The sequence below is a fragment of the Streptomyces sp. NPDC004752 genome (assembly GCF_053601275.1).
Genome location: NZ_JBSGBN010000017.1, coordinates 90,268 through 105,146 on the forward strand (window position 1 = coordinate 90,268; position 14,879 = coordinate 105,146).

Genomic DNA, 14,879 nt, shown 5'->3' on the forward strand with positions numbered 1-14,879 from the left:
TCGCCTTCATGTTCCGGTATGTCGGGCCCTCCTGTCCGTCCTCGCCCACGCGCCCGTGGATCGCCCGCCCTGCCGTCTGCGAACTGGTCACCCCCAGCATGGGAGAGGACGCTGAAAGAGACGAGGAGGGAGACAGCCATGAGGGTCGGAATACTGACCGGCGGCGGGGACTGCCCCGGCCTGAACGCGGTGATCCGCAGCGTCGTCCGGAAGGGCGTTCAGAAGCACGCCTTCGACTTCGTCGGACTGCGCGACGGCTGGCTCGGAGCGCTCCAGAACAGCGTCGTCCCGCTGGACATCTCCAGCGTGCGGGGGATTCTCCCGCGCGGCGGAACCATCCTCGGATCCTCCCGGACCAATCCGTTCAAGCACGAGGACGGGGTGCGACGCGTGCGGGACACACTCGCCGCACAGGACGTGGACGCACTCGTCGTGATCGGCGGTGAGGACACGCTGAGCGTCGCCGCCGAGCTGGGCCGGCAGGGGATCAAACTGGTCGGCGTACCGAAGACCATCGACAACGACGTGTCGGGCACGGACTACACCTTCGGCTTCGACACCGCCGTCGGCATAGCGACCGAGGCCATAGACCGTCTGCACACCACAGCCGAGTCGCACATGCGGACGCTCGTGGTGGAGGTGATGGGGCGGCACTCCGGGTGGATCGCCCTGCACGCGGGCATCGCGGGCGGTGCCAATGTGATCCTCATCCCGGAGCGCCCGTTCGACATCGATGAGGTCTGTGCGTGGGTGCGCAGCCGGTTCAAGATCCATTACGCGCCGATCGTCGTGGTGGCGGAAGGCGCGGTTCCCAAGGAGGGGCAGATGGTCCTCAAGGACCATGCGGTGGACGAGTTCGGGCATGTGCGGCTGTCCGGCGTGGGCGAGTGGCTCGCCCGGGAGATCTCGGAGCGCACGGACACGGACGCCCGCACCACCGTGCTCGGTCACGTCCAGCGCGGTGGTACCCCGAGCGCGTTCGACCGTTGGCTGGCCACACGTTTCGGGCTGCACGCCGTGGACGCGGTCAAGGACGGTGACTTCGGCGTGATGGTGGCGCTGAACGGCACCAGGATCGTCCGCGTTCCCCTGTCCGACGTCACGGCCCGGACCAAGAAGGTCGATCCGTCGCTGTACGACGAGTTCGAGGTGTTCTTCGGCTGACCGCGCGGCGTCGTGGGGCGGGCGGGAGTACGGGCGACGGACCTGGAGATCATCCGGCGTGCGGAACGACCGCCACAGGACAGTGAACATGGTGCAGCACCGCGTGGGTGACCGGCCCGAGCCGGCCCGCGGCCGTCCGTTGACCGGTGCGAGAGCCCACGACGAGCAGGCCGGCTCGCCGTGCGGCGTTCAGGAGTGCCTGCGCGGGATGGAGCAGCACGACATCCGCGCGGACCGTCACCGCCGGATACCGCTCCCGCCATCCGCGCAAGGCGTCCGAGAGCTCCAGGACCTCCTGGTCCTCCCAGGTGGCGCGGTCCTCCTCGGAGACGAAGAGCGTCCGCGGGGACACGGACTCGGCGGGCAGGGCCCATGCCTGAACCGCCCGCAGCGATGCTCCGCGCGCCTGAGCGGCCGAGAACGCGAAGTCCGCCACCTCGCTGACGGGACGGTGCGCGTCGAAGCCGACCACCACCTGAGCATCCCCGGGCACCGCGCTCGCCCCTCCTCCATGGGCGCCGACGGCCCGTCCGGGCACCAGGACAACGGGACAGGTCGCCGCTGCCGCCACCCCCAGGGCCGCCGAGCCGACCGCGAGGCCGTCGAAGCCGCCCGACCCCCGCGTCCCGACGACGAGGAGCCCGGCACCGCGGGCGGCGGCATTCAGCGCCGCGGCGGGGGCGCCGTCGGCCTGCTCGCCCCGCACCTCGATGTCCGGGTATCGCCCGCTCACGTCGGCGACCGCCTGCCGGAGCATCCGCTCACCCACGTCATGCAGCGTCCGCGCGGCCGGAGCGGGCACGCTGCCGCCCGGAAGCGACGGAGCCACGTGTACGAGGCTCAGCGCGACCCCGCGCAGCAGGGCCTCCCGGGCCGCCCAGTCGGCTGCGGCCAGGCTGAACCGGAACCGTCGACACCCGCCAGCACAGGGTGACTCACCGCATCCCCCTTTTCCCTGTTGCCGTTCTTGCCGTTCTTGCTGCTCTTGCTGCTCTTGCTGCTCTTGCTGCTCTTGCTGCTCTTCGCCCGGCATCCGCGGTGTGCGGACACCGCACGGCCCGTCCGTCTTCCCGGACCGCTGTTCCACTGTTCCATGAGCGGGGCCGCCCGGCGCCCGCACCGGGCACGGGGTGCGGCGAAGCGTCGCGCGGCGCCGGAACAGCCGGAATCGGCCGGGCCCGCGGCGCCCATGGGGCCGATCGGCACTCGTCGGCGGACCGTTTCCGTGGTGTGCTGGTGGTGACGGGAAGGAGCATGGGCAGACGCGGGGAAACGGCTCGCGGCCGTGCACCGCGCAATCCGGATCCGCGAGAAGCGGGTGGCCCTTCCCGTCCCAACCTGTCCTGTCGTACGGCAGCGGCGGCCCGACATGAAAACGCCCCGAAATGAAAACGCCTCCGCCCCCACTCCGCGAGGAGGAGAGCATGCAGGGCAGTCCGCACCGGGTGAGTGACGTGATGACGCGCGCCGTCGTCGCAGTGGGGCGCGAGGCCCTGTTCAAGGATGTCGTGGAACGCATGGAGCAGTGGAAGGTCAGCGCTCTTCCCGTGGTGGAGGGCGACGGCCGGGTGATCGGAGTGGTCTCCGAGGCCGATCTGCTGCCCAAGGAGGAGTTCCGGGACGACGACCCGGACCGGTTCACCCAGCGGCGCCGCCTGTCCGACCTGGCCAAGGCGGGGGCGCTGACGGCCGAGGAGTTGATGAGCACCCCGGCCGTCACCGTCCGGGCCGACGCCACGCTTGCCGAGGCCGCGCGCATCATGGCGCTGCGGCAGGTGAAACGGCTGCCCGTGGTGACCGCCGAGGGCGTGCTCGACGGCGTGGTCAGCCGCGCGGACCTGCTGAAGGTCTTTCTGCGCCCGGACAACGACCTCGCCGACGAGATACGGCGCGATGTCGTCGACCCGCTCTTCCCGGCACCGGTCGAGCCCGTGCACATCACGGTCACCGAAGGCGTCGCGACGCTGACCGGACGCGTCCCGGACGCCACCCGGATTCCGCTTGCCGTCCGCCTCGTACGCGGCGTCGAGGGCGTGGTGAGCGTGAACTGCCAACTCACCGCGGCCACCGCGTAGGGCGGGCGCCGGGCACATCGGCGTACGTCGCCTGCCGGGCGCCGACGCACCGCATCCCGTCGGCCGGGCCGATCGGCGCGCGAAGTCCAGGGCTCAGACGGTGATCCGGCGTCCGGTGACGGTGAAGGGATGGATGCGCACCCACAGTTGGCGGGAGCCCCCGGCCCAGGGCGTGCTGTAGGCCCGCTGCGTCAACCGGCGCTGCTCCTGCGGGTCCGTCACCACGCGTGCGGTTCCGCGGGCCAGAACGCTCCAGCCCTGACTGAACGCGTCGTCGATGTGGTCGACCTCGAAGCCCACCTGACGGCCCTCGGCCAGCGACGGGGTCGCACCGCGCGCCGTGCGGAAGACGATCGCCTCGTCCACGACGCTGTAGTTGACCGGTACGATCACCGGCCCGGACGAGGTGGGGATCGCGATCCGCCCCACCCCGTGCGAGGCCAGCAGGGCCCGGCACTCGCCGGGGCGCAGTCTGGTGAACTCCGGGGACCGTCCGGCGCGTCCGGTCCCGGAGGGCAGGTCGACGGCGCCGCCACTGAGTTCGGTGACGGTGGTCTCCAGTGCCTCGGCCAGCCGCAGCAGCGCGCCCGTGCTCGGCGCGGCGTCCGGATGGTTCTCCAGGTAGCCGAGATAGCTGGTGGCCATGCCCGCGCGCGCGGCTGCTTCCCGTCGGCTCAGGCCGACCTGTATCCGCCGCGCGGCCAGGCGTCGGCCCAGGTCGCCGAGCGGTTTCGCGGGCGCCGCCGTGCCCGTCCGCGTCCGTGCGCTCGCGGGCGCCGTGCCCGTCCTCGTCCGTGTGCTCATGGTCCGTCGAGCCCCTTTGGTCAGGCCGTGGGAACGGCCAGTTCGTGCTGCTCGCCGCCCAGCACCACTTTGAGCGCGCCGGTGTCGGCGGCCCGGGAGAAGACGTCGTATGCCTCCGCCATGTGGTCCAGCGGGAAGGTGTGGGTGACCAACTGGTCGGTCGGCAGCCGGCCGGCGGCGGCCATCCGCAGCAGAGTGGGCGTCGAGTAGGTGTCCACCAGCCCCGTCGTGATGGTCACGTTCTTGCTCCAGAGGTCTTCGAGGTGCAGCGTGGCCGATCTGCCGTGCACCCCGACGTTGGCCACATGACCGCCGGGTCGGACCATGCGGGTGCACAGTTCGAAGCTCTCCGGCGCGCCGACGGCCTCGATCACCACGTCCGCGCCGAGCCCGTCGGTCAGGTCTGCGACCAACTGGGCGGGGGCTTCACGGCCGTCGGCCACCGCGTCGGCGCCGAACCGGCGTGCCGCTTCCAGCCGGGCCGGGGCCAGGTCCACCGCGATGATCCGCTCCGGTGCGAACAGCCGCGCCGTCACGATCGCAGCGAGCCCGACGGGACCGGCGCCCACGACGACGACGGTGTCGCCGGGACGAACGCGCCCGTTGAGCACGCCCACTTCGTAGGACGTCGGGAAGATGTCCGCGAGCAGTACGGCGTCCTCGCTGCGGACGGCAGCCGGCAGCACATGCACGGACAGGTCGGCGTAGGGCACGCGCACGTACTCGGCCTGGGTGCCGTCGATGAAATGACCGAGGGTCCAGCCCCCGCCCCCCAGACACTGGCCGTAGCCGCCCTCCCGGCAGAACCGGCACCGGCCGCACGAGGTGATGCAGGAGACGAGCACCCGGTCCCCCGGCCGGACGGTGCGCACATCGCTGCCGACCTCGACGATCTCGCCGACGGCCTCATGGCCGAGCACCGTCCCGGAGTGCACCTCGGGCACATCCCCGTTGAGAATGTGCAGGTCCGTGCCGCAGATCGTGACGGCACCGACCTTCACGATCGCGTCGGTCGGTTCCTTGATGTCCGGATCCGGGACGTCCTGCCAGGACGCCTGTCCAGGGCCGTGGAAGACGAAGCCTTTCATGACGCTCCTCACGCTCTTCGACCTGTTGCGACCCGGGGTCCCGGCGCGTACGGCTGGGACGCGGTTCCGGTCCCGGCACGGTGCCGGGGTTGCCCCGCAGGTTCAGCTTGTGCGGTGTGCGCGGGACCGCGCTTGGGCCGACCGGCCCTCGCCTGCCGCCGGTCCGCCCATCGGCCGCGGCGGCTCGCGGCCGGCGTGCACCACGTGCGAAGACCGTGCGGGCGGGGAGCCTTGGGACGCGTTCCCCGTGCGCGCCCGCCGACCGCATCCTTGCGCCGCTGCCGACGGCGGTGGCCGCGCATCGGGCCCGGTGCCGCGAGCGGTGAGCCGTGGGCGGGCGCGGCCTGCTGCCGAACGGCCCGGGCGGCGGGCCGGGCGGCCCCTGGCCCGACGGCCGGCAGCGGCCCACGCTGAAAATGACCACGTTGGAAGTGGCCCACGCTGGAAGTGGCAAACCCGCCCGCGAGTGACCCGACGGAGTCATCATGTACGGCTCTCCTCACCTCGTCAGTGACGTCATGACCCACACGGTCGCCGCCGTCGGCCCTCGGGCCTCGTTCAAGGAGATGGTGCAGCTGATGCAGGACTGGCAGGTCAGCGCACTGCCCGTGATCGAGGGCGAGGGCCGGGTGGTCGGTGTGGTCTCGGAGGCCGATCTGCTCCCGACGGAGGAACTCCGCGACGACCCGGACGTGGGCTACCTCCGGCTGCGCCGCCCCGCCGACCTGGTCAAGGCCGAGGCGGTGACCGCGGCCGATCTGATGTCCTCGCCCGCGATCACCGTCCGGGCCGACGCGACCCTGGCCGAGGCCGCGCGCGTCATGGCGCGGGCCCGGGTCAAGCGGCTGCCCGTGGTGGACGACCTTCAGTTGTTGCAGGGCGTCGTCAGCCGGGCCGACCTGCTCAAGGTCTTCCTCCGCGAGGACGCGGACATCGCCGAGGAGGTCCGCCGGGAGATCGTGTCGTATCTCTTTCCTCCGCCGTCCACCGTCGAGGTCGAGGTGCGCGACGGAGTCGTCACGCTGAGCGGCACGGTCCGCGACTCCTCCCTGCTCCCCGTGGCCGCCCGTCTGGTGCGGGCCGTCGAGGGCGTGGTGGATGTGGAGTTCGGTCGCGCGGCGGATGGCGGTGCGCGGGAACCGTAGCGGCGACCGGTCACCGGCGCCCGCCCATCGAGGAAACCGGGAGTCGAGGACGCCCGGGGTCAGACCGCCAGGGGTCAGACGGCAGCGAGCAGGTTCTTCACCTCGATGACATCGGCGATGTTCTCGACCTCGGCCACGAGGCGCGCCGTGGTGGCCGAGGGCATCCGCCCGGTCAGCTCCACGATGCCGTCGTGCACGGCCACCTCCACCGCTTTACGGTCGGCCGGCGGACAACAGGCTTCGACCCTGGCCTCGACCTCCTCCCGTATCGCCGCGTCGTCCCTGATGAGGGCCTGGAGCAGCGCGTTGCGGCGTACGACGCCGACCAGTCGGCCGTCGTGGTCCGTGACCGGAAGCCGCTTGAGCCGGGACAGGGCTGCCAGCCAGGCCGCCTCGGCGACGCTCGCGCCCGGGAGCACCGTGATCGCGGGGCTGGTCATCAGGTCGGCCGCCGTCTCGCCGCGGGCCTTGCCGTGCAGCCGTCGCTCGCGCAGTCGGCCGATGGGTCCGGGCCGGTGCCCGGACGCCTCGAAGGCCACCTTCGCCAGCAGATCGGACTCCGAGACGACGCCGACCACATGGTCCTGGGCGTCCACGACCGGGGCGGCGCCGACCTGCTCGCGTGCCAGCAGCCGAGCGATCTCACGGAACGGCAGGTCGTCACGGAGCGACACCGCGGGCACGTCCATCACGTCCCGCACCAGCACGTCCCGCGTCGGCGGGGCCGGGGCGCCGGGCGGTGGCGCCTGCCGGGGCGAGCGCGAGGCGGCCGACGGTGTCGGGGAGGCGGCGCCGCCGGGCGGAGGCGACTGCGTCTGTTCTTCAGTCTGTTCTTCGAGGCGCGCGTGTCTGGCCGCGGCCGTGGCCACGGCGCCCAGGTAGCGGATCAGCATGTCCTGCCGTCCGGCCTCGCCGGACCCCCAGGGGCGGGAGGGCAGGGTACGCCGGGCCTCGGTCTCCGCGGGGATGTTCTCGTGCTCGTTCACGGCAGCCTCCGGACGCCGTCGGGTCGCCTAAATCCCAGTCTTCCGCTCCCAGAGCCCTTGCCAAGAGCCGAACGGCCCTGGTGGAACGGGGTCGGCCCCTTTCCGAGGGCCTTCGGCCCGAGACGATCGCCGAACGGCGCTGTCCGGTCCTTGCCCGCGAGAACGTCCGGGAGCCGCGCAGTCCCCCGGGTGTGGACCACCCGGCCCATACCGTCCAGGGTGTTCTGGCCGAGCCTGGACTGTATGGAACGACGACATCCGAGCAGCCTGGGAGGTCGAGATGACCGGCCGTCGCTATGCCGTCAGTGATGTGATGACCCGCAAGGTCGTTGCCGTGGCGGCCAAGGCATCCTTCAAGGACATCGTGCGGACCCTGCGCCGGTGGCAGGTGACGGCGCTGCCGGTGCTGGACGACGACCACCGGGTCGTCGGCGTCGTCTCCGAGGCCGATCTGCTGCCGAAGGAAGAGGCCAGGGGCGGCGATCCGGCCCCCGTCACACCTGGGGCGGACGGTGCGGACACCGCCAAGGCGACCGCGGTCACCGCCGACCGGCTGATGACCGCGCCCGCCGTCACCGTGGCCGGGAACGCGACGCTGGCGCTGGCCGCCCGGATCATGGCCCGCAACCGGATCAAGCGGCTGCCCGTCGTCGACGCCACCGGCGTGCTCACGGGCATCGTCAGCCGGTCCGACCTGCTCAAGGTGTTCCTGCGGGACGACGAGGAGATCGCCGAGGAGGTACGCCGGGATGTCATTGCGCGGCTGTTCGTCGCCCCGGCCGAACCGCTGCGGGTCGAGGTGCACGACGGTGTCGTGACGCTCACCGGCCGCGTCCGGGACACCACGCTCGTACCCGTCGTGGCACGGCTGGTGCGGGGCGTCGAGGGAGTGGTGGACGTCGACTGCGCGGTCATCGGACCGCTGCGCCGCCCGGATCTCGATCGGGATCTGCCGGACATCGCCGGATTCCCGCCGACCTGATGCGCATGCGCCGACGGACTGCCCGGCCGACCGTCTGAGCGGCCGCTCGGCCGAGCGGGGCGGGGCCCGGAGGCCGCCGCCCCGCCGGGCGAGGGGCGGGCAGGGCGGTCCGTCATGGGCGCGCAGGGTCAGTGCGCGAGCCCGGACGACCTCTTCGTGTCCTCTTTGCCTTCTTCGGCCTCTTCTTCGGCCCTGCGCTGCAACGCCGTCGTGGTCTTGAGCGGCGTCTCCTTGACGAACAGCACGGCGATCAACGCGACCACCGCGGAGGGGAGTGCCATCAGGAACAGCTCGCCCGTGGCCACACCGTATGCGTGCTCGATCACGCCCTTGATCGGCTCGGGCAGGGTGGTCATGTCCGGGACCGCCCCGTGACCGCCTTGTCCGGCGCCCGCGGTGGCTTCGGCGGGCAGGCCCTTCAGCCCCTTGGCGATCTCGTCGGCGACCCGGTTGGCCAGCAGGGCCCCGAGGACGCTGGTGCCGACGGTGCCGCCGAGGCTGCGGAAGAAGGAGAGTGTGGAGGTCGCGGCGCCCAACTCGTGCGCGGGGACATCGTTCTGCGCCGCAAGCACGAGGTTCTGCATCAGCATGCCGACCCCGAGGCCCAGGACGGCCATGTAGAGGCTGAGGACCCCGAACCCGGTGCCGGAGTCCAGCAGGGACAGCAGGGCGAGGCCCGCGGTCATCACGACACCGCCGGCGATCAGGAATGCCTTCCAGCGCCCGGTACGGCTGATGATCTGCCCGGCCACGGTGGAGGAGACCAGCAGACCGCCGATCATCGGCAGGCTCATCAGGCCCGCGACGGTGGGGGACTTGCCGAGCGCGACCTGGAAGTACTGGGCGAGGAAGACCGAGCCGGCGAACATCGCCAGACCGACGAAGAAGCTGGCCACCGTGGTGAGTGTGACGGTGCGGTTGCGGAAGACGGTGAGCGGAATGATCGGCTCGGCCGCCCGGGACTCCACGAAGACGGCCCCCACCAGCAGCACCGCACCGGTGACGGTCAGCGCGGCGGTCTGCCAGGACGCCCAGGCGAACTCGTTGCCGGCGAGCGAGGTCCAGATCAGCAGGGCGCAGACGCCGGCCACGATGAGGAAGGCGCCCAGCCAGTCGATCCGCACCTCACGACGCACGGTCGGCAGCCGCAGCGTCCGCTGCAGGATGGCGATGGCGGCCAGGGCGAAGGGGACGCCGACGAAGAAGCACCAGCGCCAGCCCAGCCAGTCGGTGTCCACCAGCACGCCGCCGACCAGCGGACCGGCGACGGTCCCGACGGCGAACACCGCGCCGAAGATACCGCCGTAGCGGCCGAGGTCACGCGGCGGGATGATCGCGGCCATGACCACCTGGGCGAGAGCGGTGAGACCGCCCGCGCCGATGCCCTGGATGACGCGGCTCACGATCAGCATGCCGACGCCCTGCGAGAAGCCGGCCACCAGGGAGCCGACGACGAAGAGGCCGAGCGAGAGCTGCAGCAGCAGCTTCTGGTTGAACAGGTCGGAGAGTTTGCCCCACAGCGGCACGGTGGCCGTCATCGCGAGCAGTTCGGCGGTGACCACCCAGGTGTAGGAGGACTGGCTGGCTCCGAGGTCGGCGATGATCCGGGGCAGCGCGTTGGAGACGACGGTTCCGGCCAGAATGGCCACGAACATGCCGGCCATCAGCCCGGACATCGCCTGAAGTATCTGACGGGACTGCATCTGAACAGGGGGCGCCTCGGCGCTCGCAGCACTCACTGGGGATCCTTCGAAGGACTGGAAGACATCGGTTCAGGACTCGTCGACCGGGCGGACGAATCCTGCGGCGAGCTGATCGAAAACCTGGTGGAAGACGTCGAGGAACGCGCCGCCGTGGTGTTCGTACCAGTGCGTCATCGCGACGCGGATCGCCGCGGCACTGAGCGAGGCGAGCAGGCCGGCGTACAGCTCGGCCCGGGGGCCGGTATCGCCCTGCGCACGGAGCCGTACCGTGAACGCCTCGGCGAGCGCCCGCTCCTCCTCCGCCTGCAGGGACAGCAGCCGGGAGGTGAGTTCCGGGGAGCGGGAGAGCACCAGGGCGACCAGCGACCACAGTTCGCGGTCCAGCTCCAGCCCGGCGATCTGCTCGGCCATGACCTCCCGGAGCACATCCAACGAGGAGCGCTCGGCCGGAGCTTCGCGCACCGCCTGCCGGATCCGCTCCCCCACCTCCGGATCGGACATGACGAACGCGTCGTCACGGCTCTTGAAGTAGTTGAAGAACGTCCGTGGCGAGACCCCGGCTCGCTCGCTGATCGCCTCGACCGTCACCTGCTGCACGCCGTTCTCCGCCGCCAGCCGTATCGCCGCCTCGAACAGGGCGTGTCTGGTCGCTCTCTTCTTCTGCTCACGCAGCCCGACCGGGCGTTCCCGATGTTCCACACCTTGCACACTACTGAAAAAATGCAGAGTCATGCAAAATTGATGGCGCGGTGCCGACGGCCGGGTGGGCGGGAAGCCATGATGTGATGGCGTCGTGAGCCGCGCCGCCGAGGAGACCAACCGCCGCATGCTTCGGGCCCGGGACGCCATGGACCGCGCCTACGCGCAGCCGCTGGACGTCGCCGCGCTGGCGCGGATCGCCCATGTGTCCCCGGCACACTTCACCCGTACCTTCCGGGCGACGTTCGGCGAGACCCCGCATCGCTACCTTCAGCGCCGCCGCGTCGAGCGCGCGATGTTCCTGTTGCGGGAGACCGACCGCAGTGTGACCGACATCTGCTTCGCGGTCGGCTTCGGCAGCCCGGGCACCTTCAGCCGCACGTTCCACGACATCGTCGGCCGCTCACCGAGGGCGTACCGCAAGGAGACGGCGGCCGCGGACGTACCGACGTGCTTCACGATGGCGTGGACTCGGCCGGTGGGCTGACCACGCCGTTCGTCGACTGAGCAGTTTCGGATAAGTTTCCGTCCACTGTCCCAAGTAGCGTGAGGCACATGTTCACTGCCATCACGCACTCGCAGATCTATGTCCTCGATCAGGACGCGGCCCTCGACTTCTATGTCGGCACGCTCGGGCTTGAGGTCAACACAGACGTCGAGCTGGGCTTCATGCGCTGGCTGACCGTCAATGTCCCCGGTCACCCCGAACGCCAGATCCTGCTGGAGAAGCCGGGCCCGCCGGCCATGTCCGAGGAGACGGCTCAGCAGGTCCGAGAACTGCTGACCAAGGGTGCGACGGGTGGCCATCTCATCTTCAGCACGGAGGACTGCCGCAAGACGTACGAGACGCTGCTGGGCCGGGGAGTGGAATTCACCGAGGAACCCACCGAGCGCCCGTACGGAATCGACTGCGGGCTGCGTGACCCCTTCGGCAACAGCATCCGCTTCGCCCAGCCCAGGACCTGAGACCGTTTCCACGGGAGCGGACCGTGACCCGGGCGGGAGCGCCGGCTCCCGCCCGGGGTCAGGGCCGGTCAGATCCGACGGCCGACGCGCGCCGCTCAGCGATCGGACCGGACCTGCCGCACCGCGCCGTGGCGCTCGGCCTCGTCCCGGATCAGCAGCGACAGCAGCGAGGCCACGGTCAAGTCGGATTCGGCCGGGTGGCGCAGGATCTTGTCGGAGTCGATCCGGTAGGTGTTGCCGCGCCCCTGGCGGGTGTGGGAGAGATAGCCGTCCTGCTCCAGATCCGAGATGATCTTCTGAACGGCGCGCTCGGTGAGCCGGCAACGCGCCGCGATGTCGCGGATGCGCGCGTTGCGATTGTCGGCGATGGTGGCCAGCACACGGGCGTGGCTGGTGAGGAACGTCCATCCGGTGTGCGGCTCGGGCACCCCATCCACTCCGACCATGGGGAAAGGGTACGGCCGAGCACACACGCACTCAAAAGAACGAAACAAATTTCGTGCATATCTTGACGGGTTGCCCGGCGAGGGCGACGCTGGTGGGCAGGGCTACGTAAGTACCCAGGGAGAGGCAGTCATGCCGGAGCCGCCCCATGGAGCAGGGTCGATCAGCGGGGACGACGCCGTCTGCACGAGAACAATCTCCTCATCGATCGTCACGCGGCATGACGGCGACCACATCGTCGTCCGCATCGATGGAGAACTCTGCTTCGACGACGCCGAGTTGCTGGAGCACACCCTGCGCGCCGCCCTCGGCAAACCGGTCTCGCGCCTGAACCTGGATCTCGGCGACCTGACGTTCTGGGACGGCTCGGCGCTCAATGTGCTGCTGAACCTTCGCCGGCAGGCGATCGCCGCGGGCAAGGCGATCGCGGTGACGGCGGCCAGTCCCGTGGCGGAACGGCTGCTGTCCCTCACGGACACCCGCAGCCTCTTCACACCGGCGCACGAGAGCAACGACCAGGGCAGGGACGAGGACGCCGGCGACGGTCTGCGGTGCGAGGTGATCCAGCTTCGGCGCGCGTTGCAGACCCGCCCGGAGATCGACATGGCCCGCGGCATCCTGATGGCCTCCTTCGGACTGGACCCCGACGAAGCGTGGGACGTGCTGGTCATGGCCTCCCAGTGCACCAACACCAAGGTGCACCGTCTTGCCTCGGACGTGGTCACCACGGTGACCGGGACCGCCCTGCCGGAGCCGATGCGACGGCAGCTCACGGCGGCGGTCGCCCGGCGGCGGGACGGGGCCGTACGAAACGCCCACGCGTCGGCGCCGCGTCATGACTCCCGCCCGGCGGGTCCATGGGCCTGACGGCAACCGCCATCGGCATACGGCGGCGGGTGACCGGACAAGCACCGCAAGGACACCGGACCGCGCCCAGGCACTGACATGGGTGGCTCGGCTCCTTCTTCCGCCGCGGCGCGGAACGTGGCCGGTTCCTTGTCGGCGGCGTCAGGGAGGTTCATGCCCGCGGCGCCGCCGGTGGCCGGACAGCGGCGGAGCACCACCGATGGTCGGACAGCGGCGGGCAGTCCCCTCTTCGTCAGCCCCTCAGCCCGTCAGCGGCCGAGCGCGTTCTCCAACTCCTTCTTGGTCATCGAGGAGCGCCCGTGGATGTTCCGCTTCCTGGCCTCGTCGTACAACTGGTCCCTGGTGGGCCCCTGCGCGCCGCGGTGCGAGCGCTGTCCGCCGCGCTGGTACGACGACTTGGGATCACGGGTCGATGCCTGGCCCGCGGTCTTCGACTCGCCCGACCTGGCCCGCTCCTTGTTGACGGTCCGCGCGGCGATCTCCTTGGCGCGCCTCGACGACTCGCCGCGGTCCTCCGCGCTCTTCTTGATGTGCTCATACTGCCGTTCGCGTTTGGCACTGGATCCGGCCGGCATGGTGCCTCTCCTCTTCGGCATACAGGGGTCTTCGGCCTACAGGGGCGTTCTGCCCGCTCACGCGTTCGTTCGGCATGACGAGTTCCCCGAAGGAGCGGCACGACCCGCGGGGCGTGCAGCGGGCCGTCGGCGCAGCGTGCCGCCATGGCACACCGGGGCATGCTTCGAGCGCGCGCATCGCGGGCGGCCGTGCCACGCTCGAAGCAGGGCCGCCGTCAGGCGGGACGGGGCCGGACAGCGCGTGCCCCAGGGTCGAGGAGGGCGAGCGCCATGACCCACAGCGACGCCGGTGAGACGCGTCGGCCGGACCATGACCAGTTGCGCGGCAACCAGCTGTTCGGTCCCCAGCCGAACGTGGCGGGCGCCGCCGGATACCCCGACGCCCCGCCCCGCATGGGCTTCTTCACGGACACCTCCGTGTGCATCGGCTGCAAGGCGTGCGAGGTGGCCTGCAAGGAGTGGAACGCCGTCCCGGAGAACGGCCTGGAGCTGACGGGTATGTCCTACGACAACACCCAGGCTCTCGGCGCCGACACCTGGCGCCATGTGGCCTTCATCGAGCAGCGGATACCGGTGGGCGGCGACGGCGGGGCCGGGCCTTTGGACGTCGACGCCTTCGACGCCTTCGACGCCGCACGCGACCTCGGCGCCTTCCCCGATGCGACGGCACCGACCGCGGACGCCGCCGCCGAAGGCGCCCCGGCCGGGCGGATCTCGCCCGTGTCCCCCGACGGCCGCACCGAACTGCGCTGGCTGATGTCCTCGGACGTGTGCAAGCACTGCACCCACGCCGCCTGCCTGGACGTGTGCCCCACCGGATCGCTGTTCCGCACCGAGTTCGGTACGGTCGTCGTCCAGCAGGACATCTGCAACGGCTGCGGCTACTGCGTGCCCGCGTGCCCCTATGGCGTCATCGACCAGCGCCGGGGCGACGGCCGCGCCTGGAAGTGCACCCTGTGTTACGACCGGCTGGGGTCCGGCCTGGAACCGGCCTGCGCCAAGGCATGCCCGACCGACTCGATCCAGTTCGGCCCTCTGGACGAGCTGCGGGAACGGGCGGCGAACCGGGTGGCGCAGCTGCATGCGGCCACGGTCACCGGGGCCCGTCTGTACGGGGAGAGCCCGGACGACGGGGTCGGCGGGGACGGCGCGTTCTTCCTGCTGCTGGACGAGCCGGAGGTCTACGGCCTGCCGCCCGACCCGGTCGTCACCACCCGGGATCTCCCGGACATGTGGCGGCACGCGGCCGTCGCCGCCGTCTCGCTCGCCGCGCTGGCCGTCGCCAGTTTCGTCAGGAGGCCACGATGACCGGATCCGATGTGCCGCGCGATGGTGTGCGGGGCGCCGCGTTCGGCCGGAACGCCGCCGGCCCGGCGCGTGC

16 protein-coding genes are annotated in these 14,879 nt (G+C 71.0%); 8 read left to right on the forward strand and 8 right to left on the reverse strand.

Translation table 11 applies throughout. From position 1 onward, the window contains the following. The first annotated feature begins 138 nt into the window (after positions 1 to 138). The gene (locus ACWEKM_RS10155; RefSeq protein ID WP_451620695.1) at positions 139 to 1,164 is read left to right on the forward strand and encodes a 6-phosphofructokinase; all 1,026 of its coding nucleotides are present in this window, start codon (positions 139 to 141) and stop codon (positions 1,162 to 1,164) included. A 49-nt stretch (positions 1,165 to 1,213) separates the two neighbouring features. Here ACWEKM_RS10155 and ACWEKM_RS10160 read toward each other — a convergent pair whose 3' ends face one another. Further along, positions 1,214 to 2,683 carry a universal stress protein gene (locus tag ACWEKM_RS10160; RefSeq protein WP_451620696.1) on the reverse strand — a complete coding sequence of 490 codons (1,470 nt, stop codon included), beginning with the start codon at positions 2,681 to 2,683 and terminating at the stop codon, positions 1,214 to 1,216. Between ACWEKM_RS10160 and ACWEKM_RS10165 the strand changes: the two genes are divergently transcribed. After that, on the forward strand, positions 2,589 to 3,239 hold the full coding sequence (locus ACWEKM_RS10165; RefSeq protein ID WP_451620697.1) for a CBS domain-containing protein: 651 nt from the start codon (positions 2,589 to 2,591) through the stop codon (positions 3,237 to 3,239). The genes ACWEKM_RS10160 and ACWEKM_RS10165 overlap by 95 nt on opposite strands. Positions 3,240 to 3,332: 93 nt before the next feature. On the opposite strand, the gene ACWEKM_RS10170 is transcribed toward ACWEKM_RS10165, so the two are convergent. Then, entirely contained in the window at positions 3,333 to 4,043 is a 711-nt protein-coding gene (locus ACWEKM_RS10170; RefSeq protein WP_451620698.1) for a helix-turn-helix domain-containing protein, read from the reverse strand. A 20-nt stretch (positions 4,044 to 4,063) separates the two neighbouring features. Further along, complete coding sequence (locus tag ACWEKM_RS10175) at positions 4,064 to 5,131, reverse strand: alcohol dehydrogenase catalytic domain-containing protein (protein ID WP_451620699.1); 1,068 nt, start codon at positions 5,129 to 5,131, stop codon at positions 4,064 to 4,066. 485 nt (positions 5,132 to 5,616) lie between these two features. Here ACWEKM_RS10175 and ACWEKM_RS10180 point away from each other — a divergent pair, with 485 nt between their 5' ends. After that, positions 5,617 to 6,276, forward strand: coding sequence for a CBS domain-containing protein (locus ACWEKM_RS10180; RefSeq protein ID WP_451620700.1), 660 nt, complete (start codon positions 5,617 to 5,619; stop codon positions 6,274 to 6,276). Positions 6,277 to 6,350: 74 nt separating this feature from the next. On the opposite strand, the gene ACWEKM_RS10185 is transcribed toward ACWEKM_RS10180, so the two are convergent. Then, positions 6,351 to 7,262, reverse strand: a complete 912-nt coding sequence (locus ACWEKM_RS10185) for a CBS domain-containing protein (RefSeq protein ID WP_451620701.1) — start codon at positions 7,260 to 7,262, stop codon at positions 6,351 to 6,353. Between the two features lie 280 nt (positions 7,263 to 7,542). On the opposite strand from ACWEKM_RS10185, the gene ACWEKM_RS10190 reads away from it, so the two are divergent. Continuing rightward, positions 7,543 to 8,244 carry a CBS domain-containing protein gene (locus tag ACWEKM_RS10190; RefSeq protein WP_451620702.1) on the forward strand — a complete coding sequence of 234 codons (702 nt, stop codon included), beginning with the start codon at positions 7,543 to 7,545 and terminating at the stop codon, positions 8,242 to 8,244. Positions 8,245 to 8,372: 128 nt separating this feature from the next. Here ACWEKM_RS10190 and ACWEKM_RS10195 read toward each other — a convergent pair whose 3' ends face one another. Further along, on the reverse strand, positions 8,373 to 9,947 hold the full coding sequence (locus tag ACWEKM_RS10195; RefSeq protein ID WP_451620717.1) for an MDR family MFS transporter: 1,575 nt from the start codon (positions 9,945 to 9,947) through the stop codon (positions 8,373 to 8,375). A 69-nt stretch (positions 9,948 to 10,016) separates the two neighbouring features. Beyond that, positions 10,017 to 10,679 carry a TetR/AcrR family transcriptional regulator gene (locus tag ACWEKM_RS10200; RefSeq protein WP_451620703.1) on the reverse strand — a complete coding sequence of 221 codons (663 nt, stop codon included), beginning with the start codon at positions 10,677 to 10,679 and terminating at the stop codon, positions 10,017 to 10,019. Positions 10,680 to 10,740: 61 nt separating this feature from the next. Between ACWEKM_RS10200 and ACWEKM_RS10205 the strand changes: the two genes are divergently transcribed. Both ACWEKM_RS10205 and ACWEKM_RS10210 read left to right on the forward strand, forming a co-directional pair. Then, positions 10,741 to 11,133 carry a helix-turn-helix domain-containing protein gene (locus tag ACWEKM_RS10205; RefSeq protein WP_451620704.1) on the forward strand — a complete coding sequence of 131 codons (393 nt, stop codon included), beginning with the start codon at positions 10,741 to 10,743 and terminating at the stop codon, positions 11,131 to 11,133. Between the two features lie 68 nt (positions 11,134 to 11,201). Beyond that, the gene (locus ACWEKM_RS10210) at positions 11,202 to 11,612 is read left to right on the forward strand and encodes a VOC family protein (protein WP_451620705.1); all 411 of its coding nucleotides are present in this window, start codon (positions 11,202 to 11,204) and stop codon (positions 11,610 to 11,612) included. A 95-nt stretch (positions 11,613 to 11,707) separates the two neighbouring features. Here the strand turns inward: ACWEKM_RS10210 and ACWEKM_RS10215 are convergent, their stop codons facing one another. Further along, positions 11,708 to 12,058, reverse strand: a complete 351-nt coding sequence (locus ACWEKM_RS10215; RefSeq protein ID WP_451620706.1) for a helix-turn-helix transcriptional regulator — start codon at positions 12,056 to 12,058, stop codon at positions 11,708 to 11,710. 130 nt (positions 12,059 to 12,188) lie between these two features. On the opposite strand from ACWEKM_RS10215, the gene ACWEKM_RS10220 reads away from it, so the two are divergent. After that, entirely contained in the window at positions 12,189 to 12,923 is a 735-nt protein-coding gene (locus tag ACWEKM_RS10220) for an ANTAR domain-containing protein (protein ID WP_451620707.1), read from the forward strand. A 248-nt stretch (positions 12,924 to 13,171) separates the two neighbouring features. Here ACWEKM_RS10220 and ACWEKM_RS10225 read toward each other — a convergent pair whose 3' ends face one another. Further along, the gene (locus tag ACWEKM_RS10225) at positions 13,172 to 13,498 is read right to left on the reverse strand and encodes a plasmid stabilization protein (RefSeq protein WP_451620708.1); all 327 of its coding nucleotides are present in this window, start codon (positions 13,496 to 13,498) and stop codon (positions 13,172 to 13,174) included. A gap of 270 nt (positions 13,499 to 13,768) precedes the next feature. Here ACWEKM_RS10225 and ACWEKM_RS10230 point away from each other — a divergent pair, with 270 nt between their 5' ends. Then, positions 13,769 to 14,806 (forward strand): 4Fe-4S dicluster domain-containing protein, encoded by a 1,038-nt coding sequence (locus tag ACWEKM_RS10230; RefSeq protein ID WP_451620709.1) that lies wholly within the window; start codon positions 13,769 to 13,771, stop codon positions 14,804 to 14,806. The last annotated feature ends 73 nt before the right edge of the window (positions 14,807 to 14,879 follow it).

Excerpts from the sequence above, each read along its gene's own strand:
- ACWEKM_RS10160 (WP_451620696.1), bottom strand. The coding sequence starts at position 2,683 with ATGCGTTCCACGACATCCTTGAACAGGGCCTCGCGCCCCACTGCGACG.
- ACWEKM_RS10215 (WP_451620706.1), bottom strand. The coding sequence starts at position 12,058 with ATGGTCGGAGTGGATGGGGTGCCCGAGCCGCACACCGGATGGACGTTC.
- ACWEKM_RS10165 (WP_451620697.1), top strand. The coding sequence starts at position 2,589 with ATGCAGGGCAGTCCGCACCGGGTGAGTGACGTGATGACGCGCGCCGTC.
- ACWEKM_RS10155 (WP_451620695.1), top strand. The coding sequence starts at position 139 with ATGAGGGTCGGAATACTGACCGGCGGCGGGGACTGCCCCGGCCTGAAC.
- ACWEKM_RS10175 (WP_451620699.1), bottom strand. The coding sequence starts at position 5,131 with ATGAAAGGCTTCGTCTTCCACGGCCCTGGACAGGCGTCCTGGCAGGAC.
- ACWEKM_RS10195 (WP_451620717.1), bottom strand. The coding sequence starts at position 9,947 with ATGCAGTCCCGTCAGATACTTCAGGCGATGTCCGGGCTGATGGCCGGC.
- ACWEKM_RS10230 (WP_451620709.1), top strand. The coding sequence starts at position 13,769 with ATGACCCACAGCGACGCCGGTGAGACGCGTCGGCCGGACCATGACCAG.
- ACWEKM_RS10210 (WP_451620705.1), top strand. The coding sequence starts at position 11,202 with ATGTTCACTGCCATCACGCACTCGCAGATCTATGTCCTCGATCAGGAC.
- ACWEKM_RS10200 (WP_451620703.1), bottom strand. The coding sequence starts at position 10,679 with ATGACTCTGCATTTTTTCAGTAGTGTGCAAGGTGTGGAACATCGGGAA.
- ACWEKM_RS10220 (WP_451620707.1), top strand. The coding sequence starts at position 12,189 with ATGCCGGAGCCGCCCCATGGAGCAGGGTCGATCAGCGGGGACGACGCC.
- ACWEKM_RS10190 (WP_451620702.1), top strand. The coding sequence starts at position 7,543 with ATGACCGGCCGTCGCTATGCCGTCAGTGATGTGATGACCCGCAAGGTC.
- ACWEKM_RS10225 (WP_451620708.1), bottom strand. The coding sequence starts at position 13,498 with ATGCCGGCCGGATCCAGTGCCAAACGCGAACGGCAGTATGAGCACATC.
- ACWEKM_RS10180 (WP_451620700.1), top strand. The coding sequence starts at position 5,617 with ATGTACGGCTCTCCTCACCTCGTCAGTGACGTCATGACCCACACGGTC.
- ACWEKM_RS10170 (WP_451620698.1), bottom strand. The coding sequence starts at position 4,043 with ATGAGCACACGGACGAGGACGGGCACGGCGCCCGCGAGCGCACGGACG.